This window comes from Agromyces sp. NPDC055661 (assembly GCF_053618135.1).
The window spans coordinates 496,170-522,476 of the sequence record NZ_JBSHHC010000002.1 but is presented as its reverse complement, the minus strand read 5'-3'; the positions used below and the strand labels follow the sequence as shown (position 1 = coordinate 522,476).

Annotated in this window: 23 protein-coding genes and 2 tRNA genes; 7 read left to right on the top strand and 18 right to left on the bottom strand. The window is 71.5% G+C overall.

Features of this window, described 5'->3' with window-relative positions:
• Positions 1-101: 101 nt before the first annotated feature.
• From ACWGO8_RS16010 to ACWGO8_RS15980, 7 genes are all read right to left on the bottom strand, one after another.
• Positions 102-827 (bottom strand): hypothetical protein, encoded by a 726-nt coding sequence (locus tag ACWGO8_RS16010; RefSeq protein ID WP_452044010.1) that lies wholly within the window; start codon positions 825-827, stop codon positions 102-104.
• Positions 815-2,497 (bottom strand): protein kinase domain-containing protein, encoded by a 1,683-nt coding sequence (locus tag ACWGO8_RS16005; protein ID WP_452044009.1) that lies wholly within the window; start codon positions 2,495-2,497, stop codon positions 815-817. Before ACWGO8_RS16005 ends, ACWGO8_RS16010 begins: the two co-directional genes overlap by 13 nt.
• Positions 2,497-3,660, bottom strand: a complete 1,164-nt coding sequence (locus ACWGO8_RS16000; protein ID WP_452044008.1) for an FHA domain-containing protein — start codon at positions 3,658-3,660, stop codon at positions 2,497-2,499. Before ACWGO8_RS16000 ends, ACWGO8_RS16005 begins: the two co-directional genes overlap by 1 nt.
• Entirely contained in the window at positions 3,641-4,534 is an 894-nt protein-coding gene (locus ACWGO8_RS15995; RefSeq protein ID WP_452044007.1) for a PP2C family protein-serine/threonine phosphatase, read from the bottom strand. The genes ACWGO8_RS16000 and ACWGO8_RS15995 overlap by 20 nt, the downstream gene beginning before the upstream one ends.
• A gap of 133 nt (positions 4,535-4,667) precedes the next feature.
• Positions 4,668-5,708, bottom strand: coding sequence for a TerC/Alx family metal homeostasis membrane protein (locus ACWGO8_RS15990; protein WP_452044006.1), 1,041 nt, complete (start codon positions 5,706-5,708; stop codon positions 4,668-4,670).
• 308 nt (positions 5,709-6,016) lie between these two features.
• A tRNA-Glu gene (locus tag ACWGO8_RS15985) sits at positions 6,017-6,089 on the bottom strand.
• Between the two features lie 67 nt (positions 6,090-6,156).
• Positions 6,157-7,059, bottom strand: a complete 903-nt coding sequence (locus tag ACWGO8_RS15980; RefSeq protein WP_452044005.1) for a diacylglycerol/lipid kinase family protein — start codon at positions 7,057-7,059, stop codon at positions 6,157-6,159.
• 61 nt (positions 7,060-7,120) lie between these two features.
• Here ACWGO8_RS15980 and ACWGO8_RS15975 point away from each other — a divergent pair, with 61 nt between their 5' ends.
• The gene (locus ACWGO8_RS15975; RefSeq protein WP_452044004.1) at positions 7,121-7,759 is read left to right on the top strand and encodes an MBL fold metallo-hydrolase; all 639 of its coding nucleotides are present in this window, start codon (positions 7,121-7,123) and stop codon (positions 7,757-7,759) included.
• A gap of 16 nt (positions 7,760-7,775) precedes the next feature.
• Here the strand turns inward: ACWGO8_RS15975 and ACWGO8_RS15970 are convergent, their stop codons facing one another.
• On the bottom strand, positions 7,776-9,278 hold the full coding sequence (locus tag ACWGO8_RS15970) for a serine hydrolase domain-containing protein (RefSeq protein ID WP_452044003.1): 1,503 nt from the start codon (positions 9,276-9,278) through the stop codon (positions 7,776-7,778).
• A gap of 77 nt (positions 9,279-9,355) precedes the next feature.
• On the bottom strand, positions 9,356-11,707 hold the full coding sequence (locus ACWGO8_RS15965; protein ID WP_452044002.1) for a transglycosylase domain-containing protein: 2,352 nt from the start codon (positions 11,705-11,707) through the stop codon (positions 9,356-9,358).
• 173 nt (positions 11,708-11,880) lie between these two features.
• Between ACWGO8_RS15965 and ACWGO8_RS15960 the strand changes: the two genes are divergently transcribed.
• Positions 11,881-13,068: a hypothetical protein gene (locus ACWGO8_RS15960; RefSeq protein WP_452044001.1), complete on the top strand. Its 1,188-nt coding sequence runs from the start codon at positions 11,881-11,883 to the stop codon at positions 13,066-13,068.
• 41 nt (positions 13,069-13,109) lie between these two features.
• Here ACWGO8_RS15960 and ACWGO8_RS15955 read toward each other — a convergent pair whose 3' ends face one another.
• Positions 13,110-13,868: a class II glutamine amidotransferase gene (locus tag ACWGO8_RS15955; protein ID WP_452044000.1), complete on the bottom strand. Its 759-nt coding sequence runs from the start codon at positions 13,866-13,868 to the stop codon at positions 13,110-13,112.
• Between the two features lie 550 nt (positions 13,869-14,418).
• On the opposite strand from ACWGO8_RS15955, the gene ACWGO8_RS15950 reads away from it, so the two are divergent.
• From ACWGO8_RS15950 to ACWGO8_RS15940, 3 genes are all read left to right on the top strand, one after another.
• Positions 14,419-16,020 (top strand): M28 family peptidase, encoded by a 1,602-nt coding sequence (locus ACWGO8_RS15950; RefSeq protein WP_452043999.1) that lies wholly within the window; start codon positions 14,419-14,421, stop codon positions 16,018-16,020.
• A gap of 208 nt (positions 16,021-16,228) precedes the next feature.
• The gene (locus ACWGO8_RS15945) at positions 16,229-16,429 is read left to right on the top strand and encodes a hypothetical protein (RefSeq protein ID WP_452043998.1); all 201 of its coding nucleotides are present in this window, start codon (positions 16,229-16,231) and stop codon (positions 16,427-16,429) included.
• Positions 16,430-16,771: 342 nt separating this feature from the next.
• On the top strand, positions 16,772-17,407 hold the full coding sequence (locus tag ACWGO8_RS15940) for a TetR/AcrR family transcriptional regulator C-terminal domain-containing protein (RefSeq protein WP_452043997.1): 636 nt from the start codon (positions 16,772-16,774) through the stop codon (positions 17,405-17,407).
• 44 nt (positions 17,408-17,451) lie between these two features.
• Here ACWGO8_RS15940 and ACWGO8_RS15935 read toward each other — a convergent pair whose 3' ends face one another.
• Positions 17,452-17,835: a RidA family protein gene (locus ACWGO8_RS15935; RefSeq protein ID WP_452043996.1), complete on the bottom strand. Its 384-nt coding sequence runs from the start codon at positions 17,833-17,835 to the stop codon at positions 17,452-17,454.
• Between the two features lie 347 nt (positions 17,836-18,182).
• On the opposite strand from ACWGO8_RS15935, the gene ACWGO8_RS15930 reads away from it, so the two are divergent.
• On the top strand, positions 18,183-18,716 hold the full coding sequence (locus ACWGO8_RS15930; protein WP_452043995.1) for a hypothetical protein: 534 nt from the start codon (positions 18,183-18,185) through the stop codon (positions 18,714-18,716).
• A 229-nt stretch (positions 18,717-18,945) separates the two neighbouring features.
• Here ACWGO8_RS15930 and ACWGO8_RS15925 read toward each other — a convergent pair.
• From ACWGO8_RS15925 to ACWGO8_RS15915, 3 genes are all read right to left on the bottom strand, one after another.
• Positions 18,946-19,017: transfer RNA gene (locus tag ACWGO8_RS15925), tRNA-Gln, on the bottom strand.
• Positions 19,018-19,118: 101 nt separating this feature from the next.
• Positions 19,119-20,633: a glutamate--tRNA ligase gene (gene gltX, locus ACWGO8_RS15920; protein WP_452043994.1), complete on the bottom strand. Its 1,515-nt coding sequence runs from the start codon at positions 20,631-20,633 to the stop codon at positions 19,119-19,121.
• A gap of 81 nt (positions 20,634-20,714) precedes the next feature.
• Entirely contained in the window at positions 20,715-21,653 is a 939-nt protein-coding gene (locus ACWGO8_RS15915; protein ID WP_452043993.1) for a LysR family transcriptional regulator, read from the bottom strand.
• Positions 21,654-21,735: 82 nt separating this feature from the next.
• Here ACWGO8_RS15915 and ACWGO8_RS15910 point away from each other — a divergent pair, with 82 nt between their 5' ends.
• A complete protein-coding gene (locus ACWGO8_RS15910; protein ID WP_452043992.1) occupies positions 21,736-22,791 on the top strand; it encodes an aminotransferase class V-fold PLP-dependent enzyme in 1,056 nt (351 codons plus the stop codon).
• 30 nt (positions 22,792-22,821) lie between these two features.
• Here ACWGO8_RS15910 and ACWGO8_RS15905 read toward each other — a convergent pair whose 3' ends face one another.
• The 4 genes from ACWGO8_RS15905 to ACWGO8_RS15890 are packed head-to-tail and all read right to left on the bottom strand — an operon-like array spanning position 22,822 to position 26,304.
• Positions 22,822-23,595 carry a fumarylacetoacetate hydrolase family protein gene (locus ACWGO8_RS15905; protein ID WP_376955157.1) on the bottom strand — a complete coding sequence of 258 codons (774 nt, stop codon included), beginning with the start codon at positions 23,593-23,595 and terminating at the stop codon, positions 22,822-22,824.
• Between the two features lie 9 nt (positions 23,596-23,604).
• Positions 23,605-24,102 carry a GNAT family acetyltransferase gene (locus ACWGO8_RS15900; protein ID WP_452043991.1) on the bottom strand — a complete coding sequence of 166 codons (498 nt, stop codon included), beginning with the start codon at positions 24,100-24,102 and terminating at the stop codon, positions 23,605-23,607.
• On the bottom strand, positions 24,102-25,217 hold the full coding sequence (locus tag ACWGO8_RS15895) for a branched-chain amino acid aminotransferase (protein ID WP_452043990.1): 1,116 nt from the start codon (positions 25,215-25,217) through the stop codon (positions 24,102-24,104). The genes ACWGO8_RS15900 and ACWGO8_RS15895 overlap by 1 nt, the downstream gene beginning before the upstream one ends.
• Before the next feature lie 25 nt (positions 25,218-25,242).
• Positions 25,243-26,304: a 3-isopropylmalate dehydrogenase gene (locus ACWGO8_RS15890; RefSeq protein ID WP_452043989.1), complete on the bottom strand. Its 1,062-nt coding sequence runs from the start codon at positions 26,302-26,304 to the stop codon at positions 25,243-25,245.
• Positions 26,305-26,307 lie beyond the last annotated feature (3 nt).

Here is a 26,307-nt window from a genome sequence, read left to right as displayed (position 1 = left end):
TCGGATGCCTCGGACGGACGGGCGCGCGGACGCGAACGGCCCTCAACGTAACACGGTCGCGCGCACCCCTGAAATGGGGACGCCTCCCCATGTCGGACGGCCTAGGCGCGGGCCGGCTCGGCCTCGCCGTCCGCCCCGCGATCGAGCAGCGGGAGGTCGTCGGCGCTGACCAGCCGCGTGGCCACGGCGTACTCGACGAGGCGGGCCCTGCGATTCGTCGCGAGCCTGCCACGACCGCCGCGGAGGCCGTCGACGCCGATCTTGTCGAGCTTCTCGCAGACGTTGTCGAGCTTGCGGTTGAACGTCGTCATGCTCCATCCGAGACGCGCCGCCGCCTCGGCCGACGTCGGCACGGTCGCCCGGCCGGCCACGGGCTGCGAGAGCACGTGCTCGGCGAGCGCGACCACGAGCTGCCGCTGGCCCGTCGTGAGCGTCACGGGGAGGATCGTCGTGCCGCCGTCGGCCGGCTCGGCGGTGAGGGACGTGTTGTAGAAGTCCTCCTCGGCGTGCACGGTGAAGTCGTAGGTCGTCGATCCGGCGCTGAACATGACGTGCACGGTCTGGAAGACGAGCGGGAGCTTGGCGCCCGGCGCCACCCACGCCTGCACGCTCCCCGTGGCATCCGACACCGTGGCCGACAGCAGCTGGCCGACGTTCGAGAGCCACCACAGCCCGAACTCCGACGACAGCGTGAGGAACGTGCGGTGCAGGTAGGGGTTGTCGTCGATCGTGAGGTCGGACTCGCGTCCGATCGTGAACGGCGCGCCCTCCTCGACGGTGTACCACTCGCCGCAGAACTCGACCTTCAGCGGCCTCACGGCGTGCATCCCGTCACCGGCTCCGACGTCTTGCTGCCGCGCTGCACCTGCACCTCGATGCACACCCGCTCCCCCGAGCTCACGCCCGCGACGACGATCGCCGGTCCTTCGGCCACTTCGGTCGACCCCGAGCCGTCGGCACGGTGCCAGCGATAGCGGTCGCCGTCCTCGGCGCTCGGATGCGACACCGGGAAGCTCACGCTCACGCCGTCGGCCGACCGCTCGCCCGCCTCCACGACGGGCGCGGGAACCGTCGCGGCGACGATCGCGTCCTGGTCGCCCGGCGCGGCGGTGGGATCGGCCGACCCCTGTTGCAGCGTGCCCGAGAGGGCCAGGGCGATGCCGATGGCGGCCACGACGACCACGCCCGCGGCGACCCCGACGATCGTGCCTGCGCGCGAGCGCTTCGGTGCGGCCGTGCGCGTGCCGGTGCCGGCGTCGGATGCCGCGGGGACGCCGCCGCGCGGGCGCACCTGCGTGGCGTCGACCGGCCCCGACGCGCTCCGCACCGGGCGGACCACGGTCGCGTCGACGGGCGCCGGCTCGAACGCGGACGTGCGCGCGGCCGCGCCGCGCAGCACGGTGCCGTCGTCGGGCGTGGGCTGCGCCTCCACCGAGCGCGGGGTGCGCGCCCGGGTGGCGTCGTCGCCGGCGGATGCCGCGGGGCGCGGCTGCGCGTCGACCGACCGCACGGCGCGGGCGCGCGTGGCATCCGCGTCGTCGCCGGCCGGGCCGTCGGGCGCCTCGGCGCGGGCGGACGCGAGGTTGGGGACCTCGATGCCCGTCGGGGCGTAGCCGAGCTCGAGCTCGACCCGCTGCAGGGCCCGGGCGAATTCGATCGCGCTCGGGTATCGGTCGTCGCGGCGGGTCGCCATGCCCTTCGCGAGCACCGCCGTGAGGCTGCGCGGCACGTCCGTCCGGTCGATCGGGGTGATCGCGCCGCGCTCGATGCGGCCGATCAGGTCGAGCGAGCCGTTGGGCCGGCCGGGGATCTCGAAGGGCGTGCGGCCGGCGAGCAGCGTGTGGACGGTCGCGGCGAGCGAGAACACGTCGCTGCGCTGGTCGGGACGGGGATCGTCCTCGAACATCTCGGGCGGCGACCAGGGCACGCTCATCCCGACGGCGGACTGGCCCGACCCGGTCGCCGAGGCGTCCTCGGGCGACGTGACGGTGTGCACCGGAAGCTCGCCCTCGAGGTTCGACGAGATGCCGAAGTCGGTGAGCGCCGGCCAGCCGTAGTCGTTCGTGAGCACGTTCGCGGGCTTGATGTCACGGTGCAGGATGCCGGCGGCGTGCGCCGTCGCGACGGCGCCGGCGAGGCGGATGCCGGTGCGCAGCGCGTCCTCGACCGTGAACCGCTCGCGCTTGTAGCGCTCGGCGAGGCTCGGACCCGAGCAGTACTCCATGACGAAGTACGGGCGGCCGTCGGCGGCCACGTCGGCGTGGAAGATCGTGACGATGAACGGGTGCGCCGACAGCTGCGCCATGAGGTTCGCCTCGGCGACGAACTGCGCGCGGGTGTCGCGGCCGAGCTCCTCGGTGAGCAGCACCTTGACGGCGACCTTGCGGCGCGGGAGCCGCTGCTCGTAGAGGAAGACGTCGGCGAACCCCCCGGAGCCGAGCAGCTGCAGCGATCGGTACCCGGGCAGGTCGGGCGGCGTGGAGGGGGCGCGACGCATCAGGCTCCGACCACCTGGATCGTCCAGCCGCCGCCGAGGTCGACGACCGTGCCCGTGAGCACGGGCGTGGGCTCGCCCGCGCGCAGCTTCACGGGCGGCTTGCCGGGGGCGACGACGTGCGTGCCGTTGCGGGAGTGCAGGTCGGTGACCACGACCGTGTCGCCCTCGACCGCGACGCGCAGGTGGTTGCGCGAGATGTCGGGATCGCCCGCGCCGATGGTGACGAGCCGGGGAAGCCGGACGCCGGACACCTGGCTGACGCTCGGCGAGCGGCCGAGCAGGACCTCGGTGCCGATGGCCTCGATGCTGCCGTCGGGCATGCGGAGGCTCGACGAGGGTGAGGGCTCGGGCGCCGGGACGCCGCGGGCGGGCGTCGCGGGTCCCTGGCGGGTGGCGCGCTCGGCGCGGAGGCGTCGGAGGTCGACGCTCGCGACGGTGAGCCCGTCGTGGTCGCCGTCGAGCTCGGACAGCGGATCGGGCGACGGCGGCGACACGGGCGCGGCGATCGTGTCCTCGGCGGGGACGATGGTCTGCTCGGCCGGCGTCACGGCGGCGACCACCGCGGGCGGCACCGTGATCGTCGGCGCGGACGGTGCGGCCGGCGGGGTGGCAGCGGGCATCGGGTCGGATGCTGCGACCGGCGTCGCGGATTCCGCGACCACGCGCGCCACCACGCGGGTCTGCTCGTCGACCTCGTCGCCCGACACGACCGGCGCGATCGACTCGACGCCCGCCGAGCGCACCGACACCGCGGGCACGATCGCCTCGACGACGGGCAGCGACGTCGCGGCATCCGCTGCCATGCCGGCCGTGACCGCCTCGACGCGCACCTCGGCATCGCCGACCGCGACGACGCGTTCGGCCCAGGTGGAGATGCCCGAGCCCGAGACGACCTCGGCGCCGACGTGCACGGCGACAGGGCCACGAGCCACGACTCGCGCCGAGCCCGCGGCCGCATCGCGCACGACGAGGGCGAACGGCGGCGTCGCGGCGAGTCCGCGCGACGTGAGCGCGTCGAGCACCGCGGGGGTGGGATCGGCGTCGGCGAGCCGCGGCCAGAGGGCCGCCACCTCGGTGGCAGACGCGGACGGGGCCAACAGCACGACGCCGCCGCGGACGGCGGCGATCCACTCGTTCGCGGGATCAGGCCGGTACGTCGCCACGGTCACCCCCGTCGGTGCGCGGCGTGGTGTCCTCGATCGATCGCGTCAGCCCGTCGGGACGGTCGCGCGTGGTCTCGTCGTCGTCGCCGGTCGAGCCGAGCTCGGACTCCACGACGATGACGGTGATGTTGTCGCGGCCGCCGTGCTCGAGGGCGGCGTCGACGAGCTCGCCCGCGAGGCCGGCGGCGTGGCCGGTGTCGCCCGCGAGGATGTGCGCCAGGCGGTCGTCGTCGACCTCCTTCGAGAGGCCGTCGGAGCACACGAGGAAGACCTGGCGCCCGGTCGCGGGGATGAGCCAGACGTCGGGATCGACGACGTCGTCGGCCCCGATGGCCCGCGTGATCACGTTGCGGTCGGGGTGGCGTTCGGCCTCGTCGGCGCTGATGAGGCCGGCGTCGACGAGCTCCTGCACGGCCGAGTGGTCGACGCTGAGCTGCTCGAGCGTCCGGCCGTCCCACGAGTACACCCGCGAGTCGCCGATGTTGAAGACCATCCAGTGGAAGCCGCTGCCGTCGCCCGCGTCGACGAGCGCGACGCCCGTGAGCGTGGTGCCCGCGACCGCGGTGCCCTCCTCGCCCTCGGCGCTCAGCGCGCGCACCGCGTCGTTCGAGGTGTGGATCGCGTCGAGCACCTGCTCGGGCGACGTCGGCTTGCCGGCCTCGATGTGGCGGCGGAACGTCTCGACGACGGCGCGGCTCGCCGCGTCGCCGCGCGCGTGGCCGCCCATGCCGTCGGCGACGAGGTAGAGGGGCGCCTCGGCGAGGTACGCATCCTCGTTCATGGTGCGGACGCGGCCCACGTCGGTCTGCGCACTGTGCGCGATCACGGCGGATCCGTGTGGGAGCGGGACGATGTCCTCGCCGTCAGCGGACACGGTTCTCCTCGTCGCAGCTCGATCCGGACCCCCGGCCCGGGCGCCCCACCCAGGCGCCGCCTCCCAACGCTAGCAACTCCGGGCCGCCGTCGCGGACCGTCGTGCACGGCGCGACGACGGCGGGAGCCGGCGGTCAGCGCTCCCGGGGCGAGTCCTCCGTGAAGTGGGGCACCTCGTCGAGGAGCTTGGCGCCGCGGCGCCTCGAGTCCAGACGCGCCTTGACGAGGCTCGCGACGGTCGCGACGGCCATCGCCGCGACGATGACGCCCAGCGACGCCCACGTGGAGATCTCGGGCGCCCAGTCGACGTGCTCACCGCCGTTGATGAACGGCAGCTCGTTCACGTGCAGTGCGTGGAACACGAGCTTCACGCCGATGAACGCGAGGATGAACGCGATGCCGTACTTGAGGTACTCGAGGCGCTCGAGCAGGCCGCCGAGCAGGAAGTAGAGCTGGCGCAGGCCCATGAGCGCGAACACGTTCGCCGTGAAGACGATGAACGCCGACTGCGTGATGCCGAAGATCGCCGGGATCGAGTCGAGCGCGAAGAGCAGGTCGGTCGTGCCGATCGCGATGAACACGATGAGGATCGGCGTGAACATCCGCGTGCCGTCGACCGTCGTGCGCAACTTGATGCCGTCGTAGTCGTCGGAGATGCGCACGCGCTTGCGCAGCATCCGCACGATCGCGCTGTCGTTCTCCTCCGCGTTCTCCTCACGGTGCAGGAACGCCTGCTGGATCGCGGTCCAGACCAGCCAGGCGCCGAAGATGTAGAAGATCCAGCTGAAGTTCTCGATGAGCTGCGCGCCGAGCAGGATGAACGCGCCGCGGAAGATCAGCGCGAGGATGATGCCCACCATGAGCACCTCCTGCTGCATCTTCTTCGGCACGGCGAATCGCGCCATGATCACCACGAACACGAAGAGGTTGTCGATCGAGAGGCTGTACTCGGTCAGCCAGCCGACCACGAACTGCCCGGCGTGCTCGGCGTCGCCGAGGAGCAGCATCAGCAGCGCGAAGATGAGCGCGAGCCCGACGTAGAACAGCACCCACAGCGTCGACTCCCGGAACGACGGGATGTGCGGTCGCTTCACGACGAGGAGCAGGTCGGCGATGAGGATCAGGGTGAGGACCACGAGGGATCCCACTTCGAACCAGATGGGGAGTTCGAGCACAGGAGGCCTTCCGGGGGTTGGAGGGTACAGACGGACCCGAAAGTCTCTCCCGGCTGCGCCATCGGCGCGCCGCCACGACCGGAGCGGCGTCTTCGGCGCTCGTACTGACGATCGTTGGCCGGGGCCATGGGCCCCGCGGGATACTCCCCTTCGCTCAGGCGAGTCTAGCGGATGCCCCGGCGCAGCCCGTTGCCTCGTGCACACTCCGGGCCGGCGCACGAGGCACGAGCGCAAGCGCAGCGGATGCCGCGTGCTGGCCTCCCCGGAAATGCAGAAAACCCCCGGATGACCGGGGGTTTTCGCTGTTGTGACCCCAGCGGGATTTGAACCCGCGCTACCGCCGTGAGAGGGCGGCGTCCTAGGCCGCTAAACGATGGGGCCGAATCGACAACTTGAAGAGTATGACACAGGCGCGGGCTTCCCTCCAAATCGAGGCCGCGCCGCCCGTTCAGGCGAACACCGACAGCGCTCCGGGCACCACCTCGACGTCGATCGGGAGGGGTCCGATCCGCTCCCCGTCGGCGTACGCGACGATGTCGTCGGCAGCGATCGTGATGCGGCTCCCCCGCACGAACTCGACCGCCGGATGGTCGACGTGCTCGCCGCGGAACACCTTCGGGAACACCGCCAGGAGCCCCGCCCGCGACAGCGGGTGCACGATGAACACGTCGAGCAGCCCGTCGGCGAGGTCGGCGTGCGGCACGATGCGCATGCCGCCGCCGAGCGAGGAGTTGTTCGCGACCGAGACGAGCATCGCCTTCTGCTCGCGGCGCACGCCGTCGATCGTGATCGCGTACGTGCGGGGGCGGAAGGTGGCGAGCTCGCCGACCAGCGCCAGCGTGTACCGGCTCGGACCGCGCGGCCGGGTCATCCGATTGGCCCGCTCGTTGACGACCGCGTCGAACCCGGTCGAGACGACGCCCGCGAACCAGGTGCGCAGCTCGCCGTGCCGGATCACGCCGGCGTCGATCGCGCGCGTCGGCCGCTCGAGCGCGGCGACGAGCGCGTCGGTGGCCGCGGCCGGATCGTCGTAGGGCAGGCCGAGCCCGCGCGCGAGGTCGTTGCCCGTGCCGGCCGCGACGATCCCGAGCGGAACACGGGTCTGCGCGACGAGGTTGACGCCGAGCGACGCCATGCCGTCGCCCCCGACCACGACGAGCCCGTCGGTGCCATTGGCGAAGGCGGCCTCCGTCTCACGGCGCAGCAGCTCGAAGTTCGCCTCGCGCAGCATCGACACGTCGTAGCCGGCGTGCACCAGCCGCTCGACGACGGCCGGGCCGACCGTGCGGTTGCGGCCGAACGACGCGGCGGGATTCACCGCGACGAGCAGGCGCCGAGGGGCTGCAGTCATGGAGCGATTCTGGCAGGCGGCGGGCTTGCGCGCCGACCGGCGTGCGGTGTTGGCTCGACGCATGCGACTCACCAAGCTCGAGCATGCCGCCCTGGTCCTCGAGGACTCCGGCGACAAGCTCTACGTCGACCCCGGGAAGTTCACGACGCCGATCACCGAGTCGGCCGGCGCCGTGGCGGTCGTGATCACGCACCAGCACGACGACCACTGGACGCCCGAGCAGCTGAAGCGCATCCGCGACGCGAATCCCGACGTCCGCATCTTCGGGCCGGCCGGGGTTGCCGCCGCGGCCTCCGACTTCCCGGTCGAGACCGTGCAGGCCGGAGACGAGCGGGAGGTCGGCCCGTTCCTGCTGCGCTTCTTCGGCGGGAAGCACGCGGAGATCCACCGCTCGATCCCGATCATCGACAACCTCGGCGTGCTCGTGAACGACGCGCTCTACTACCCGGGCGATTCCTTCGCAGTGCCCGAGGGGGTCGACGTGCAGGTGCTCGCCGCCCCCGCCGGCGCGCCGTGGATGAAGATCGGCGAGGCGATGGACTACGTCGTGCAGCTCGCGCCGAAGCGCGCGTTCCCGACGCACGAGATGCTGCTGTCGACCGCGGGCAAGGCCATCTCGAACGCGCGGCTGGGCTGGGCCGCCGAACAGGGCGGCGGCGAGTACCTGCCGCTCGAGCCGGGCGACACGATCGACCTCTGACGCGCGACGCCCCGCCTCACCCCTGCGGGTCGGCGCCCTCGACCCCGACGATGAACGTCTGCGCCCGCCCGCCGACCAGCGGCGTCAGCCGCGTCTCGAGCCGCAGGCGGCCGGCAGCGCCGCGGAGGAACCAGACCAGGTGGTCGGGCGAGTCGCACGTGACGTCCTCAGCCGTGGCTCGCTCCCCCGCGCGTCCGCCGACCGCGGCCCACGCCGACTCGATCGCGGCTCGCCGCTCCGCGTACGGCAGGTCGAGCGCGACGTTCGTCGCGAGCAGCTCGTCGGCCGCGGCATCCGACCACTCGACGGCCAGGCGGCCGAGCCCGTCGGCGACGCGCAACGTCTCGGGCCACGGCACGATCGGCGGGCGGAGCGACTCGACCGCATCGGCGTCCAGCAGCAGGCGCTCGAGCGCCGCTTCGGCGCCGCGCGAGACCTTCGCGTACGTCGCGTTCTCGAGGGCCACGACGCCGAGCCCGGATGCCGCGTGCCACCGCATGTGCGCGCTGAACCCCGGGTACCCGCCCGAGTGCGAGACCACCGGCCCGAACCGGGCATCGTGCTCGACCACGAGCCCGTAGCCGTAGCCGTGCACGAGCGGCGCCGGCATCGGCATCGGATCGTCGGGTGCGGGCGTCCGCGGCGGCGCCACGCGGTGCAGCTGCTGCAGCTCACGACGACTCGCCGCCGACAGCGGCCCCGCCTCGTCGCCGCGCCATCCGGACGCGAGCCACCCGGCCCAGGCGGCGAGGCTCCGCGCCGACGCGAACACGCCGCCGATCGCCGAGAAGACGCCGGGGCCGGTGAACGGCAGCTCGATCCAGCCATCGGGTCCGCGCCGGTAGCCGATCGCGACCGCGGGCGAGTCGCCCGTCGGCGCCGCGAACCGCGCGTCGAGGCCCAGCGGCGCGATGAACTCCCGCTCGACGAAGTCCGCGTAGCCGTCGCCGCTCACGGCCTCGACGACCTGCCCGAGCACGGCGTACCCGAGGTTGGAGTACTCGTAGGCCGTGCCGGGCACGGTGACGCAGCGGATGCCGCCGGCGAGCACCCGACGGAAGGCATCGCGCGTCATCGACTCCTCGCGGTCGGCCCACGGGTCGTCGGTGGGGAGCCCGCCCGACATCGTCATGAGCATCCGCACGCTGACGGGCGCGTCGACCCCGCCCGGCACCTCGGGCGCGAACTTCGGCACGAACGCCCGCACGGGCGCGTCGAGGTCGAGGGCGCCGCGGTCGCGGAGCAGGAGCAGCGCGGCGGCCGTGAAGCTCTTCGTGCACGAGGCGACGCGGAAGAGCACGTCGGCGTCCGACCCGAGGGCACCGGCATCGGATGCCGCGTCGGCGCGCTGCGCGTCGCCTGCTCGTGCCTCGGTCAACCGTGCCGCGCCCCGCCCGCCTGCCGCGATGACCCCCGTGTGATCGAAGACCGCCCAGGCCGACCCGGGCGCACGCTCATCCTGTATGCGCCGGTCGAACAGCTCCTCGACGGCGCGGACGGTCTCGGCGGCGATGGGCATGGGTCCTCCTGATCGGCGCGCGGGCAGGCCGCGACCAGCGTACAAGCGGACTGCAGCGCGCGTCGTCGCCTCGAGGACTAGCCGCCGTCGCCGCCGTTCCCGTTGCCGTTCCCGTTCCCGTTGCCGTTCCCGTTGCCGTTCCCGTTGTTGCCCGGGCCGTCGTTGCCGCCGCCGTCGGGCTGGCCGCCGCCGTCGTCGGGCTGGCCGCCGTCGTCGGCCGGGACATCCGCCGGTTCGGACTGGTCGCCGGCGCGCGGCGCCACCGGCCCCAGCCCGCCCTCGCTGAACGGATCGCCGCCGTACTTCGCGTCCGCGACCGACATGACGATCGGCCACATCCGGTGGCGCGCGGTGGCCGCCGAACCGCTGTCGAACGAGATCGCGCGCTGGTTCGCCTCGCCGTTGACGCTCACGACGGCGGCCGCCGTGGCGACCTTCGAGCTCGCCCCGACCATCCAGGTGTCCTTCGCGCCGTCGGTGGTTCCGGTCTTGCCGATGAGCGGCACCCGGGGGTTCGTGGCCGCGTTCGACGCGACGGCCGTGCCTCGCGTCATCACCCCGATCATCGCGGTGTGCATCGCCGCGGCGACCTCGGGCGAGACGGCGGCGGAGCACGTCGACTGCGGGACGGGCACCTCCTTGCCGTCGCGGTCGGTGATGCGGTCGATCGCGATCGGCGTGCACGCGACGCCGTTGTTGGCGATGCCCGCGAACGCGACGGCCATGCTCAGCGGGGCCACCTCGTTCGTGCCGATGACCGACGACGGGCCCTGTACCAGGGGGTCGCCGTCGGCGCGGTGCACGCCGAAGGCCTCTGCGGTCTTGCGGATGCCGCAGAGGTCGAGCCGCTTCGCCATGCCGATGAAGCCGGTGTTGATCGAGCCGATGGTCGACTCCAGGGCGCTGTAGTTGCCGCCCGACTCGCCCGCGTCGTTGCGGGGGTTCCAGTTGCCGGCGTAGTGCGGGCCCTCGCAGCTGTCCTGGAAGACGCCCCAGTTGGACTTCGGCGCCGAGTCGACGCGCTCGGAGAGCCCATGGCCCTCCTTGAGCCACTCGCCGAGGGTGAACACCTTGTACGACGATCCGGGCTGGAAGCCCCGCGATCCGCCGTAGTCGAAGTCGGTGTTGTAGTTGATGCTCGTGTACTGCGGGCCCGACGCGAGCACGGCCGGGTCCTGGCTGTACGTGCGGTTCTGGGCCATGGCGAGCACGCGCCCCGTGCCGACCTGGACGCTCGAGATCACGGCGCCGACGTCCCATCCGGGGTAGGTCTGCGGCACGTTCTGCGCGATCGCCGTCTCGGCCGCGTTCTGCAGGTCGAGGTCGAGCGTCGTGTAGACGTCGTACCCGCCGCGACGGAAGTTCATCAGGCGGGCCTCGTCGTCCTCGCCGAAGACGGGGTCGTTCTGCAGGATGTTCTTCACGTAGTCGCAGAAGTAGGCGCTGCCGCCCGCGGTCTGGCAGCCGGTGCTCGGCTCGGTGATCGCCGGGGTCACCGGCGTCGCGATGGCCTCGTCGAACTCGGCCTGCGTGATCTTCCGCTCCTCGAGCATGCTCGTGAGGATGTAGTTGCGCCGGGTGGTGTTGTCGGCGTACCCGTTGGCGACGCCGTTCGTCTCACTGTCGGGCTTGTCGAGCTGGAACTTCACCGGGTTGTTGACGATCGCCATGAGCGACGCCGCCTGCGCCAGCGTGAGGTTGGCGGCGGAGGTGCTGAAGTAGTAGTTCGCGGCGGCCTCGATGCCGTAGACGGTGCCGCCGAAGCCCGCGATGTTGAGGTAGCCGAGCAGGATCTCGTTCTTCGTGTAGCGCTTCTCGACGCCGATCGCGAGGCGCATCTCCTTGAGCTTGCGGTCGATCGAGGTCTCGGTCACCTTGTCGTAGCAGCCGAGGCGCTCCTCCTCGTCGGCGGCCATGCGCTCGCACTCCTGCACGCGCACGTTCTTCACGTACTGCTGCGCGATCGACGAGCCGCCCTGCGTCTCGCGCCCCGTCGCCGTCGTCACGGCAGCGCGAATGGTGCCCTGCAGGTCGACGCCGCCGTGCTCGTAGAACCGCGGGTCCTCGCCCGCGATGGCGGCGTCCTTCACGTACTGGCTGATCTGGTCCCAGCCGACCTCGATGCGGTTCTGGTCGTAGAACGACGCGAGCAGCACGGTCGAGCCGTCGGAGCGGGTGGCGTAGATGTTGCTCTTCTGCGAGAGCTCCCCGATCTGCAGGTAGCCCGGGAGGTTCTCGAACATGCCGATGGTGCCGGATGCCGCGATGCCCACGGTCGCGATCGCCGGCGTCACCCCGACGACGACGAGCGTGGCCGCCGCCGCGCTCGCGGCGATGAGCCCGAGGAACCCGCCGAGGACGCCGGCCGGCGTTCGCGTCTCCGCGAAATCGCGGGCCCGCTTGTTCCGGACCTTGTTCCGAACGACCATGCACTCACCCCCCGGGGTCGAGGAACGCGGCCCGTCGACCGGTTCGGGCGGTCGACAGCGGCGTTCCCTCACCATCGAACCTCAGCATCGGCTCGCTGTCCAGCACCCGACGCGACGTCCGCGCCCGTGTCGCCGGCGTTGTGCCGTCGCGGCCCGCCGCGTTGAATGGCCCCGTGGACACGGACGACCGCGGATCCTCCGCCGACGCGGGCGAGACAGCACTGCACATGCGTCGCGGCCGGATGCTCCGCCGCGTCGCCGCGGGAGCGGCGATCGTCGTCGCCGGGGCGGGCGTGCTGGCCGGCGTCGGATGGTGGACGGCGGACGCGCGGGAGCGGTACGCCGCGGCATCCGCGGACTACGAAAACGCCCGCACGGCCTACGACGACGCCGTCGACCAGGCCGCCGCCGCCGGGCGCGAGGCGGACGACGCCCTCGAGCTCGCCGCGCGGTACACCGCCCTCGACCTCTCGCCGGCCGTCGATGCCGCGGTCGCGGACCCGCTCGAGCGCGCGGCCGACGAGCTCGACGGACTGGACGAGCCCGAGGCATCCGACGAACCGGGCGCGCCCGCGGCATCCGTCGACTCGGGATGGCCGCCCGCACTCGACGAAGCCGGCGCAGCCCTGGGCACGGCCGCGCGAGAGCTCGACGACCGAACCGAGGCCCTCGAGGCCTACTCCGACGACGCCGAGGCGGCCAAGGATCGGGTCGAGGCCGCCGGCGACGAGCTCGTCGCCGCGATCGCCGGCTCGCGCGCGTCGCTCGAGGCCGCGAACCCGTCGGCACGCAACGCCGACCTCCTCGCGTTCCGCGCGGCCGCCGACGCGATGGAGGCGCGCGTGGGCCGGTGGGACGAGCGGAGCGCGACGGAGGTCGAGTCGTACGTTGCGGCCGCGTCCGTCCTCGCCGCCTCGAACGCTGCCGAGCAGCAGCAGCGGGCCGGCGGGCTCGAGGGTCAGCGGCAGGACGTGGAGGCCTTCGCGCGGTCGATCGCCGCCGGGGTCGTGCTGGAGTTCGACTGGGCGCCCGTGGTGAACGGGTACGGCGGGGGCGACTCGTACGGCGGATGGGCGACGGTGCCCGAGGACACGGCGCCGCAGGCGACCATCTCGCTCTCGGACTCGATCGCGAACGACTGGGCGTCGTCGGCAATCCCGCGCGCCGTCGTGGTGCACGAGATCGGCCACGCCATGTCGAGCAAGTGCCGGGCGCTGTTCGTGCCGAGCACGCGCGAGGAGAGCGAGGCGTGGGCGACCGCGTGGGCGATCTCCATGGGCTACGACGGACCGGGCAACGGCGAGAGCCTCTACGGCCGCCCGTCGACGGCACTCATCGAACTCGCCGCGACCTGTCGCTGAGCGAGTTGGTCGGGCTCCGCGGCATCCGGTGGACCCGCCGGTCAGGCGGCGTCGGCGAGGAAGGGCTCGTAGACGTAGCCGCTCTCGTGGAGGATCGCGACCGTGGACTCGGGGACCTCCACGAATGCGCCGGGGAGGTCGTTGAGCGGCTCGGACACCACCACCCGAGCGCGACTGCCGAACAGCTGCAGCCGCTCGACGTCGGGATACATCTCGCGGAGCGTGTCGATCTCGACGGAGTGGAAGAGCGTGCGGGAGCGCCCCTGCGTCGAGTAGCGGAAGGCCCAGATCGTCGAGCCGTCGGAGACGGCGATGGTGCCCTGCATCGGGAACCGGACGCCGTGCTCGTGCCCGACGGACTCGACCTGCTGCACTGCCTGTCGCATGCCCGCGACGGGGTCGTCCATGAGCCCGTACGTGAGCGCGAGGTGGAACACGATCTCGGAGTCCGTCGTGCCCTTGATGTGCGTGTAGAGCGACGGGTCGACGGCGAACGCGAGATCCCGCTTCATCTTCGCGAACTCGCCGAGGAACCCGTTGTGCATGAACATCCAGTTCTCGTAGCGGAACGGATGGCAGTTCGTCTGTTGGATGGGCGGACCGCCCGCGGCGCGCACATGGCTGAAGAACAGCGGGGTCGTGATCGCCTCGGTCAGCTCGCGCAGGTTCTCGTCGTTCCACGCCGGCTCCGTGCTGTGGAACACCGCGGGCTTGCCGCCGTCCGTCGGATACCAGCCGAAGCCGAACCCGTCGCCGTTCACGGTCTCGGCGCCGAGCGGCGAGTTGAGCGATTGCTTCACGAGTGAATGCTGCGCGTCGAGGATCAGCGTCGACGGTCGGAGCGGTTCACCCGAGTATGCGAGCCAGCGGCACATGTCCACATCTCCCTGCGGCACGAGGGCCGTCCGCACTCGACCTGTGCGGATCCGGCGTCCCCCTGTGTCGGAGGGTACGCGCGCCGCCCCGGGGCCGCCAGAGCGAGCCGATCCCGGTCCCCCATATCGTGCGACGGTCGTGCACGTCGACCCCCGCGATCGCCCAGTTCTGGGGGCAGAGTCCGCGCGGGCGCCCCCCTACGATTGGAGGACTGCGTTTGTCGAGGCATCCTCAATCTCGATGTGCGCCCTTGAGCCCGACACCCAAAGGGAACGAGGGGCCCCGATCAATTTCTCCGGGTCGGGGTCCTTCGCTTTGGTCGGATGCCCCGGTGCACGCCGCCCTCCGCTCGGCGACGTCGCGCGTGCGGACCTCGCCCGAAGCGGAAACGGGGGGTCGACTCCGTTCCTCCTCCTGTGCCAGCATGCCAAGCACGGACAGCCGGCTCGATGGCGCGCCGGCGGAGAGGGCGAGATGCCGAACCGGAACAGACGCATCTGGAGCGTCGCCACCATCGCCGCACTCGCGGCGGTCGCAGTGGCGGCGACCCCGGCGTATGCAGCACCGAACAACAACTCCGTCAAGAAACTCACGAACGCCGTGACCGCCGAGGGGGTGCTCGACCACCTCGAGGCCCTGCAGGGCATCGCCGACACCTTCGGCGACCGCGCCGTCGGTCGCCCCGGCCATCCCGCGTCGGTCGACTACGTCGTCGAGCAGCTCGAGGCCGCTGGGTACGCACCCGAGGTGCAGTCGTTCTCGTTCCCGTACTTCGATGAGAACAACCGGCTCATCCGCAACAGCCCGCAGCCGAGGACGTTCGTCGAGGGCACCGACTTCCTGCGGAACACCTTCGACTCCGGCACGCCCGAGGGGACCGCGACGGGCACGCTCACGCCGGTCGGACTGGTCGTCCCCGCCGCAGCACTTCCCCCGAACAGCAACACGAGCGGCTGCGAGTCGGGCGACTTCGCCGGATTCCCCGCAGGCGGGATCGCGCTGATGCAGCGAGGTACGTGCGGCTTCGCCGTCAAGGCGCTCAACGCACAGGCCGCCGGTGCGGCGGGTGTCGTCATCATGAACGAGGGTCAGCCCGGACGTACCGGGCTCATCAACATGATCGGCGACGCCACCGGGCTCATGATCCCCGCGGTGTTCGTCACGTCGGCAGCCGGTGAGAACCTCGCCTCCACGCCCGGCGCGAACGTCACCGTGACGGTCGACTTCGACGCCGACACACGCACCGCCTACAACGTCATCGCCGAGACTGCGACGGGCAACCGCGCCAACACCATCATGGCGGGCGCGCACCTCGACAGCGTGCAGGACGGCGCCGGGATCAACGACAACGGCTCGGGCAGCGCCGCTCTGCTCGAGACGGCGATCCAGATGAAGAAGGTGAAGCCGAACAACAACGTCCGGTTCGCCTGGTGGGGCGCCGAGGAGGAGGGCCTGCTCGGCTCCGAGCACTACGTCGGCGAGCTCACGGACGCCCAGATCGCCCAGATCGCGCTCTACCTCAACTTCGACATGATCGCCTCACCGAACTACATGCTCGGGATCTACGACGGCGACAACTCGAGCGGCACCGCGCCGGCCGGGTTCATCCCGCCGGGTTCAGCGCAGATCGAGGACGTGTTCGAGGCGTTCTACGCGGGCCGCGGATCGCCGTACCAGGACACCGAGTTCTCGGGGCGCAGTGATTACGGCCCCTTCATCGCGGTGGGGATCCCCGCCGGTGGCCTGTTCACCGGTGCCGAGGGCGTGAAGACGGCGGCCGAGGCCGCGCTCTACGGTGGCGTGCCCGGCGCGGCGTACGACCCGTGCTACCACGCTCCGTGCGACAACCTGACCGGGGCCGGCCAGAACGTGGCCCTGTACGACCAGCTGGGTGCGGACTACGACCTCGAGGGCAACGTCAATGTCGGCGCCCTCGATCTCAACGCCGACGCCGTGGCGGCCGCGGTGGCCACGTTCGCGTTCGACACGTCGACGGTCAACGGCGTGCGCGTGCCGGGCAAGTCGCACGGCGCGGGCAAGAGCTCCGACGCGTTCAAGAACAAGTTCGAGAGCTGACGCTCGCGCGACGCGGCGGGTGCCTTCGGGTACCCGCCGCGTCGTCGCGCACCGGGCGGGCCGGTACGTGTCGCCGCATCAGCGTCCCTCGGTTTGGGGTGGATGCCTCGGCGCCGCTCGTCCGGTGTGGTCATGTCGACCGTGCATGGCGGGGCGTAGCATCCGGCGCAGGAGCCGCTGCGTTGCGGCGAGTCGATCGGAGGACGTCATGGACCCGGTGAGCTGGATCGTGGTCGGCGGGGTGATCGTGCTGGCCGCGGTCGGAGTCGGGCTCTGGAACCGGTTCGGGAAGGGTCGTGCGCCGATCGGCGGACTCGACCGGGACGGTCAACGTGAAGTGCAGGACGCGGATGCCGCGAAGCACCGCCCCGGCGGTCCCGGCGGGGACGCAGGTGGAGGGCTCCTCTGAATCACGCCTTCTGACCGAAGAACGCGGCGACCCGTCGCTGCCACGCGACCAGTACGCGCGGCTGCCGCGCTGCAACGTTGATCGTGCCGCGCGGTGAACGCCGGCCGTCGACGGGCACGTGGGTCCTGCGACCGTGCTGCGTGGCGCCCTGGTGTCCGGCCGGCCGACTCGTGTGAGCGGGGACTCCGGGGACCAGGTGAGTTGCGTCGTGGAGTCGGTCGAGTGCGCGAGCCTTCGTCGTCATGGTGCCGTCCCTTCGTGCTGTCTCAGTGATCGAGACGAAATCTATCACCGATAGAGAGCGGCGTCTATCGCTGATAGATTGGCCGCGGAGGTGGGGCCATGGCGCTGGACAAGCACCAGATCGTGACCGAAGCCATCGCGCTGCTCGACACCGACGGCCTCGACGGCGTGACCCTGCGGAAGCTGGCGGCCAGACTCGGCGTGCAGCAGCCCACGCTCTACTGGTACCTGCCCAACAAGGCGGCCCTGCTCACGGCGATCGCCGACGCGATCCTCGAACAGGAGTTCCCGGAGATGGTGCCGCCCAAGCCCGAAGAGACCTGGCAGGAGTGGCTGGTCGCCCTCGCCGAGCGGTTGCGCCGAGCGCTCCTGGCGCATCCCGATGGCGCGCGGATCATCTCGACGTCGCAGCTCTCCCTGCGGATGGCTGCCATCTCCGAACTCGCGATCAGCACCCTGGTCGCTCGTGGGGTCCCCCTGCGGCAGGCTCGCCTGATCGTCCTGACCGTGGAGCACTTCACGGTGGGCCATGTGCTCGAGGAGCAGATCGGCCGCCCCGCCGCGGACACCGCGGAGGACTTCGACCTCGAGTCCTTCACGAACGCCTACCCCACGGTCGTGGCCGGCATCGCCGAGTACTTCCATGACGGCCTCACGCCCGATGACCTGTTCCGCGACTGCCTGGACGTGATCATGCAGGGCACGACGGCGTATCCGGTTGCTCCTCGGTCATGATGGCTGCGAGCGTGCAGCGTGAGCTGTCGTCCGGTCGCGTCGACTCACTCTGCGATGTGCGCCGTCATCGCGATCGAGACCAGGATGCCGGGGAGCTCCGGGCCCAGCCTCGTCACGGCGCGGGCGGGAGGGCGGTCACTGAAGACCGACGCATACGCTGCATTCATGCCGGCGAAGTCGGCCGGGCGCGCGAGCAACACGGTGACGAACCCCACATCGTCCAGCGAACACCCCGCTGCCTCGAGCACGGACTCGCAGTTGCGCAGGGCCTGCCGAGTCTGATCCCCGATCGATGCCCCCGCCGGCTCGCCGGTTGCCGGATCGACGCCCGCCATCCCCGACACGAAGATCGTCGATCCGATTCGAACACCCTGACTGAACAGTGGAGAACTCGGCGCATTGCCTGTCGCGATGATCTGCCTCGCCATGCACCGGAGCCTACGCCGAGATGCGAGGACGCCGTCATCTCGGACTGAGAGCGCCCGGACTGGAGGCGGACTGCGAGCGTCAACCACGGTGGGGGGCACTCGGCATGGTTGGGTGCACTGACCACGAGGCGGGCCTGGCGACGGTACCGCCCCTCAGCCACGACTGTGAGCAGTCCTCATTTACGGGGACTTGCGGCGCCCTGCGGGTCGGAGTTTACTCACGGCCATCTGCGCTCCCCGGCACGTATCGGGACTTCATCGCTGACGTTCCCTTGATCGCGGGGCGGAAGACGAAAACGAAGGCGGAGGCGCGCGATCGCTGCGGAGGCGATCCAGCGGCTGGCCATATGCAGAAGCTCGCCTCCGAGGAAGAGAAGGAGGGCCGAGCGATGCCAGATAAGGAAGTCGATGCGCGCGAGCAGCTCAAAGCCGCTCTCGGAGCCATCCCAGAAGGGGCGATCGTCGATCGCGGCGAGATCCTCATCCAGTGGCCAATCGCCATCTCCTCGATCACGGACAGCACGACAACCATCCAGAACCTGCTTCTTGGCAAGCGCTGCGTCCGAAGCAGAATGCTGGACGTCTCGGGCGGCGGTGTGACCGACGCCAATGGCAAGGCCACGATCCGCCTCAAGGATGTGACCTGCCTGTTTGCTCCTCCGCAGGCTGGCGAGAACTTCTTGGTCGCCAGCGCACCGATCAACGTCGTTGCGACGCCCCGTGCCCAAAGTGCGATTCACGCGACCGTTCGCGCCTCGCTCGTGAACGCGGACCGTGACGCCCAAATCGAGGTCTTCACGTGGGACGCACAGGGTCAGCCCGTCGGAGGGGCCCCGTTCTACTGGCGCTGCACGGTCGCCCTCGAGGAGAACGTCGGCTGACGAGGCCTGGAACAGAACGGTCGCTACGGCGGACTCGAACACAGAACGATCCGCCCTGAATCAGGTCCTCTCGGGACCACGAGCTCGAACGCGCCAAGATCCCCGGATTTCCGGACTCGAAGCAGGGAGGCGGTGCGTGGAGACCGGCGAGGGCGGCGGGAATCGGACAAGCGGTTCGTTCGACCGCAGAAACACGAAAACCCCCGCTTGACCGGGGGCTTCCTCACTGCTGGGGTACCTGGACTCGAACCAAGAACAACTGAACCAGAATCAGCCGTGTTGCCAATTACACCATACCCCAATGGCCCTCAACCGAAGCTCGGGCCGACACGCAACTCTAGCCTACGCACCGGGCACCGACCAAACTGAGCGAGCCTCGCCCCGCGGCGGCCCTGCCGCGCGTCAGCCGAGCCGCGCCGCGAGCCGGTCGATGCGGTCGATCGAGTCGATCTTGCCGAGGATCTGCATCGACTCGAACAGCGGCGGCGACACTCGGCGACCCGAGATCGCCGTGCGAACGGGGCCGAAGGCGACGCGCGGCTTGAGGCCGAGGCCGTCGACGAGGGCGCCGCGGAGCGCCTCCTCGATCTGGTCGTGCGTCCACGCGTCGGCGGGGAGGCGGTCGAGGGCGTCGCGGGCGGCGGCGAGCACGGCCGGGGCGTCGGCGGGGAGGCCGGCGAGGGCGTCGTCGTCGTACGAGAGGCCCGCGGCATCCGTGAACAGGAAGCCCAGCATGCCGGACGCCTCGCCGAGCAGGCCGATGCGCTCCTGCACGAGCGGCGCCGCCTCGACGAGCACGGCCTCCTGCGCAGCCGAGATCGGCGTCTCGACGACGCCGGCCGACTGCAGGTACGGCACCGTGCGGGCAGCGAACTCCCCCGACTCGAGCAGCCGGATGTGGTCGCCGTTGATGGCCTCGGCCTTCTTCAGGTCGAAGCGCGCCGGGTTCGGGTTGACGTTCACGACGTCGAACGCGGCCACGAGCTCGTCGCGGCTGAAGACGTCGCGGTCGGCAGAGAAGCCCCAGCCGAGGAGCGCGAGGTAGTTGACCAGGCCCTCGGGGATGAAGCCGCGGTCGCGGTGGTGGAACAGGTTCGACTCGGGGTCGCGCTTCGAGAGCTTCTTGTTGCCCTCGCCCATCACGTAGGGCAGGTGGCCGAAGCGCGGCACGAAGGTCGTGACGCCGATGTCGATGAGCGCGTGGTACAACGCGATCTGGCGCGGGGTCGAGCTCAGCAGGTCTTCACCCCGCAGCACGTGCGTGATGCCCATGAGCGCGTCGTCGACCGGGTTCACGAGCGTGTACAGCGGGGCGCCGTTGGGGCGCACGACCACGAAGTCGGTCGTCGATCCGGCGGCGAAGTCGATGCGGCCGCGCACGAGGTCGTCGAACCCGAGGTCGACGTCGGGCACGCGCAGGCGCAGCGCCGGCTCGCGACCCTCGGCGCGGAACGCGGCGCGCTGCTCGTCGGTCAGGTCGCGGTCGAAATTGTCGTAGCCGAGCTGCTTCGGCCGGCCGGCGGCCTCGTTCCGGGCGTCGATCTCGTCGGCAGTCGAGTAGCTCTCGTAGACGTGGCCCGACGCCTTCAGCCGCTCGACGACATCGGCGTAGATCTCGCTGCGCTGCGACTGGCGGTAGGGCGCGTGCGGCCCGCCGATGCCGATGCCCTCGTCCCAGTCGAGCCCGAGCCAGGTGAGCGCGTCGAGGAGCTGCTCATAGCTCTCCTCGCTGTCGCGCGCGGCATCCGTGTCCTCGATGCGGAACACGAAGGTGCCGCCGGTGTGCCGGGCGTACGCCCAGTTGAAGAGGGCGGTGCGCACGAGGCCGACGTGGGGCGTGCCCGTCGGAGAGGGGCAGAAGCGCACGCGGATTTCGGAACCGGTGGCGGACGTGGTGGGGTGGGCTGTCTCGGACATACCCGTCCATGCTAGCGATCGGCGCGACGCCGCCGCGTCCTCCCCGGTCTTTCCGGCTGGCCGCCGCGTCGAGCCGCCGTGTCAGGCGGCGAGCGACTCGAGTGCCGCGATCGCGGCCGCGACGGCCGGCACACGCTCGGCGCCCCGCGCGGTGACGAGGTGCAAGGACCGCACGTCGGCACGGGCCGTCGGCCGGGTCACGACGTCGGGATGCCGCGGCGAGGCCGCGAGCGCGAGCGCCGGCAGCAGCGCCACCCCGAGCCCCTGCGCGACCATCCCCTCGACGGCGACGAAGTTGTCGGTCTCGAACGCGATGCGCGGCGCGAACCCCGCGGCATCCGCCAGCTCGAGCAGGTGCCCACGGCAGCGTGGGCAGCCGGCGATCCAGGGGTCGTCGCGCAGCGCAGCCAGGTCGACCACGTCGGATGCCGCGGCCGGATGCCCCGACGGCAGCACGAGCCGGATGGGCTCCTCGCCGAACGCTCGCACGTCGAGGCCTCGGGCGCTCGCGCGGTGCGGGTCGTCGCGGTCGCCGGGGTAGCTGAACGTGATCGCGAGATCGGCGCGGTCGGCGCGGACGGCGGCCACCGCCTCGGGCGGCTCGGCCTCGACGTACGTCACGGAGACGCCCGGATGCGCCGCCCCGAGCGCCGCGATGAATCGCGGCACGACCGATGCCGACGCCGACGGGAACGCGACGAGCCGCACGCGTCCGGCGCGCAGGCCGCGGATCTCGGCGAGCTCGCCGGCAGCGGCCTCGAGCGCGGTCGCCACGGCGTTGGCGTGTCGCGCGAGCACGCGTCCCGACTGCGTGAGGCGGATGCCGCGACCGACCCGCTCGACGAGTGCGATGCCCGTGCGCTCCTCGAACCGGCGCAGCTGCTGGCTCACCGCGGGCTGGCTGTAGCCGAGCGCCTCGGCGGCGGCGGTCAGCGAGCCGTGCTCGGCGACCTGGCGCACGACCCGCACGGTCTGGAGGTCGAGGGCGGCGGCGAGGCCGTCGATGGAGGCGTCCGACATGTCTCGAAGCATAACGTGACGGCATGGGTGTGATCACATACCTGCTGTTGTCGAATGGATGCCACGAGCGGAGACTGGGGGCATGACCTCCACCGTGCGCAACCGACCCGCCGCGCTCCGCGATCGATTCACCGCCGGACGCGGCTACCTCGCGGCGTGCACGCTCGGCCTGCCCGCCGATGTCACGGTCGACGCCGTGCGACGCGACCTCGAGCGCTGGGCCGCGGGCACCGCCGACTCCATGGAGTACACGTCCGCCGTCGACCGGTCGCGCGTGCACGCCGCGACGCTGCTCGGCGTCGACGCGAGCCGGATCGCCACGGGGTCGCAGGTCTCCCCCTTCGTGGCGCTCGCCGCGGCATCCGCCCCCGCCGGTGCCGAGATCGTCTGCATCGAGGGCGACTTCTCGTCGCTCGTCGCGCCGTTCCTCGTGCGCGGCGACCTGCGCGTGCGACACGTGCCCCTCGACGCGCTCGCCGACGAGATCGGGCCGAGCACGTGGCTCGTGGCGTACTCGCTCGTCCAGTCCGCGACGGGCCGGGTGACCGACGCGGCATCCGTCGCCGAGGCCGCCCGTGCCGTCGGCGCGCGCGTGCTCGTCGACACGACCCAGGCGACCGGTTGGATGCCGACGACCGACGTCGAGGCCGACCTGCTCGTGTGCCACTCCTACAAGTGGCTCTGCGCGCCGCGCGGCGCGGCCTTCGCCGCCTTCTCGGACCGCGCCCTCGACGAGTTCGTGCCGCTCGCCGCCGGTTGGTGGTCGGGGACCGACCCGTGGGCCTCGTGCTACGGACCCGACCTGCACCTCGCCGAGGACGCGAGCCGCTTCGACGTCTCCCCCGCGTGGCACGCGTGGATGGGCGCGGAGGCCGCGCTCGGCCTCGCCGCGTCGCTCGACCCGACCGAGGTGCGCGACCACGCCGTGGGCCTCGCGAACGCGTTCCGCGAGCGCATCGGCCTCGACCCCTCGGACAGCGCGATCGTGGCCTGGCCCGACGCCGAGGGCACCTCGCTGCGGGCGCTCACCGCGGCCGGCATCACCGCCTCGGGCCGCGCCGGCCGCGCGCGCGTGGCGTTCCACCTGTGGAACGACGACGAGGACGTCGACCTCGCCGCGCGCACGCTCGGCCGCTGAGGCAGGCCACGGGCCGCAGCGCCAGACGGATCAGCCCGCCGCGCGCACCGGGTTCGACAGCGTGCCCAGGCCCGAGACCGTGACCTCGACGGTGTCGCCGTCCACGAGCGGGCCCACACCCGCGGGCGTTCCCGTGAGGATCACGTCGCCGGGCAGCAGCGTGAACACGCTCGACGCGTAGGCGACGATCGCGGGGATCGAGTGCACCATGTCGGCGAGGCGGCCGTGCTGGCGTCGCTCGCCATCGACGACGGTCTCGATCGTGCCGCCCTCGAGGTCGAGCTCGGTGTCGATGACCGGTCCGAGCGGGCAGAACGTGTCGAACCCCTTCGCACGGGTCCACTGGCCGTCGCGGCGCTGCAGGTCGCGGGCGGTCACGTCGTTCGCGATCGTGTACCCGAAGATCACGCTCGCGGCATCCGCCTCGGCCACGTTCTTCGCGATGCGGCCGATGACGACCGCGACCTCGCCCTCGTGCTCGACCTGCTCGCTCTGACGGGGCAGCACGATCGCGTCGCCCGGGCCGATGACCGAGGTGTTCGGCTTCAGGAACAGCAGCGGCTCCGCCGGCGCCTCCCCGCCCATCTCCTCGGCATGCTCGCGGTAGTTCTTGCCGACGGCGACGACCTTCGACCGCGGGATGACGGGCGCGAGCAGGCGCGCCTCGGCGAGCGGCACGCGTGCGCCGGTCGGCTCGTAGCCCGCGAACATCGGATCGGCCTTCAACACGACGAGCTCGTCCTCCTCCTCGTCGACGATGCCGAAGGCGATGGTGTCGCCGTGGGAGAAGCGCGCGATCTTCATGGAGCCAGCCTATTGCGCGGGCGCACCGGCCTCGGGAACGTCGGGGATGAGCCGCTTGCCGAGGCCCACTGCATGGTCGGGCTCGTACCCGAGCGAGCGGTACCAGTCGATCACGCCCTGGTTCGTCGACCGCACCTGCAGGTTGAGCTTCGGGCAGCCGCGCTCGACGAGCAGGCGCTCCGCCTCGGCCATGATCGTCGCGCCGATGCCCTCTCCGCGACGCGACTCGTCGACCGCGAGGTAGTTCACCCAGCCGCGGTGCCCGTCGTACCCGACCATCGCGGCGCCGACGACCGGCGCGGATGCCCCGTCCTCGGCCACGAGGAACAGCTCGGGCTGCACCGTGAGCTTGCGCTCGATGTCGCGGTACGGGTCGTTCCACGGGACCACGAGGCCGGCGCGGCGCCACAGCGCCACGACGGCCTCGGTGTCCTCGCGCCGGAACGGCCGGATGGCCGCGCCGGAGCCCGCGGGAGCGACCGCGCCGGGCATCACGGCCCCCGCCATCAGGCGTCGAGCCGCGTCATCCAGCCGTGGCGGTCCTCGACGCGGCCGTACTGGATGCCGGTGAGCTCCTCGCGCAGCGACAGGGCGAGCTCGGTCGCCTGCGGGCCCGAGTGCACGATCTCGAAGTCCTCGGCGAGCAGGCGGCCGATGGGCGTCACCACGGCGGCCGTGCCGCACGCGAACGCGCCCACGATGTCGCCGGATGCCGCGCCCTCGCGCCATTCGTCGATGGTCACCTTGCGGCTCTCGACCACGTGGCCGCGGTCCTTCGCCAGCTGCAGCACCGAGTCGCGAGTGATGCCCTCGAGGATCGAGTCCGACTCGGGCGTCACGACGGTGCCGTCGCGGTAGACGAGCACCACGTTCATGCCGCCGAGCTCCTCGAGGTACTTCCCCTCGTCGAGGAACAGCACCTGCTGGCATCCGTGCTGGGCCGCTTCTGCCTGCGGCAGCAGGCTCGACGCGTAGTTGCCGCCGGTCTTCGCCGCGCCGGTGCCGCCCTTGCCCGCACGCGCGTATCGCGTGGAGAGCCAGATCGACACGGGCTGCACGCCGCCGTGGAAGTACGCACCCGCCGGGCTCGCGATCAGGTAGTAGGCCACCTTCTTCGCGGGCCGGACGCCGAGGAACGCCTCCTTGGCGAACATGAACGGGCGCAGGTAGAGGCTCGTCTCGGGGGCGGTGGGCACCCAGGCGCCGTCGACCGCGATGAGCTGCTTCAGCGAGTCGATGAAGTACTCGCTCGGCAGCTCGGGCAGCGCGAGGCGGGCAGCCGAGCGCTGCAGGCGCGCCGCGTTCTCGTAGGGGCGGAACGACCAGATCGACCCGTCGGCGTGGCGGTAGGCCTTGAGGCCCTCGAAGATCTCCTGCGCGTAGTGCAGCACCGCGGCCGACGGCTCGAGCTGGATCGGCCCGTACGGCGAGACGCGCGGGCGGTGCCAGCCGCCCTTCTCCGACCAGCAGAGGTCGACCATGTGGTCGGTGAAGTGGTTGCCGAATCCCGGGTCGGCGAGGATCGCGCCGCGCTCGGCGTCGGTCTTCGCCTCGTCGTTGCGGGTGACGGCCCAGGTGAGCCCTGCCGCGGAGGGTGCCTGGAGCGGGAGGTTGATGGTCATGTGCTTCGTCCTTCGGATGCGCTGGTTACTCGTGTGCGCCGATGCGGGCGACGATCGCGTCGCCGACCTCGGAGGTCGAACGACGTGCGTCGCCGCGTTCGGCGATGTCTGCGGCGACCGCCCGCTGCACCTTCGCCGCCTGCTCGCCGTGACCGAGGTGGTCGAGGAGCAGGGCGACGGAGAGGATCGCGGCGGTGGGGTCGGCGATGCCCTTCCCGGCGATGTCGGGTGCGGAGCCGTGTACCGGCTCGAACATGCTCGGGAACCGGCCGTCGGGGTTGATGTTGCCCGAGGCCGCCAGGCCGATGCCGCCGCTGATCGCGCCGGCCAGATCGGTGAGGATGTCGCCGAAGAGGTTGTCCGTGACGATGACGTCGAATCTAGCAGGATCCGTGACGAGGAAGATCGTCGCGGCGTCGACGTGCAGGTAGTCGACGGTCACCTCGGGGTACTCGGCCGCGACCGCGTCGACCGTGCGCTTCCAGAGCGACCCGGCGAAGACCAGCACGTTGGTCTTGTGCACGAGCGTGAGCTTCTTGCGCTGGCGGGCGGATGCCGCGGCGAACGCGTAGCGCACGACGCGCTCGACCCCGTAGGCGGTGTTGACCGACACCTCGTTCGCGACCTCGGCGGGCGTGCCGACGCGGATCGCGCCGCCGTTGCCCACGTAGGGGCCCTCGGTGCCCTCGCGCACGACGACGAAGTCGACCTCGCCCGGATCGGCGAGCGGGCTCGCGACGCCCGGGTGCAGCACCGACGGGCGGAGGTTCACGTAGTGGTCGAGCTCGAAGCGGAGCTTCAGCAGCAGCCCGCGCTCGATGTTGGCGCCCGCGAGGCGAGGATCGCCCGGCACGCCCCCGACCGCTCCGAGCAGGATCGCGTCGTGCTCCTTGATGGCGGCGAGGTCGTCGTCGGTCAGGACGTCGCCCGTCTCGAGGTAGCGCGCAGCGCCCAGCGAGAACGGCGTCTGCTCGAACGCGACGTCGGCGCCGGCGACCGCCGCATCGAGCGCCCTGAGCGCCTCGGCGACGACCTCGGGGCCGATTCCATCGCCCGGAATGACTGCGAGCCTGACCGTACCTACCATGGA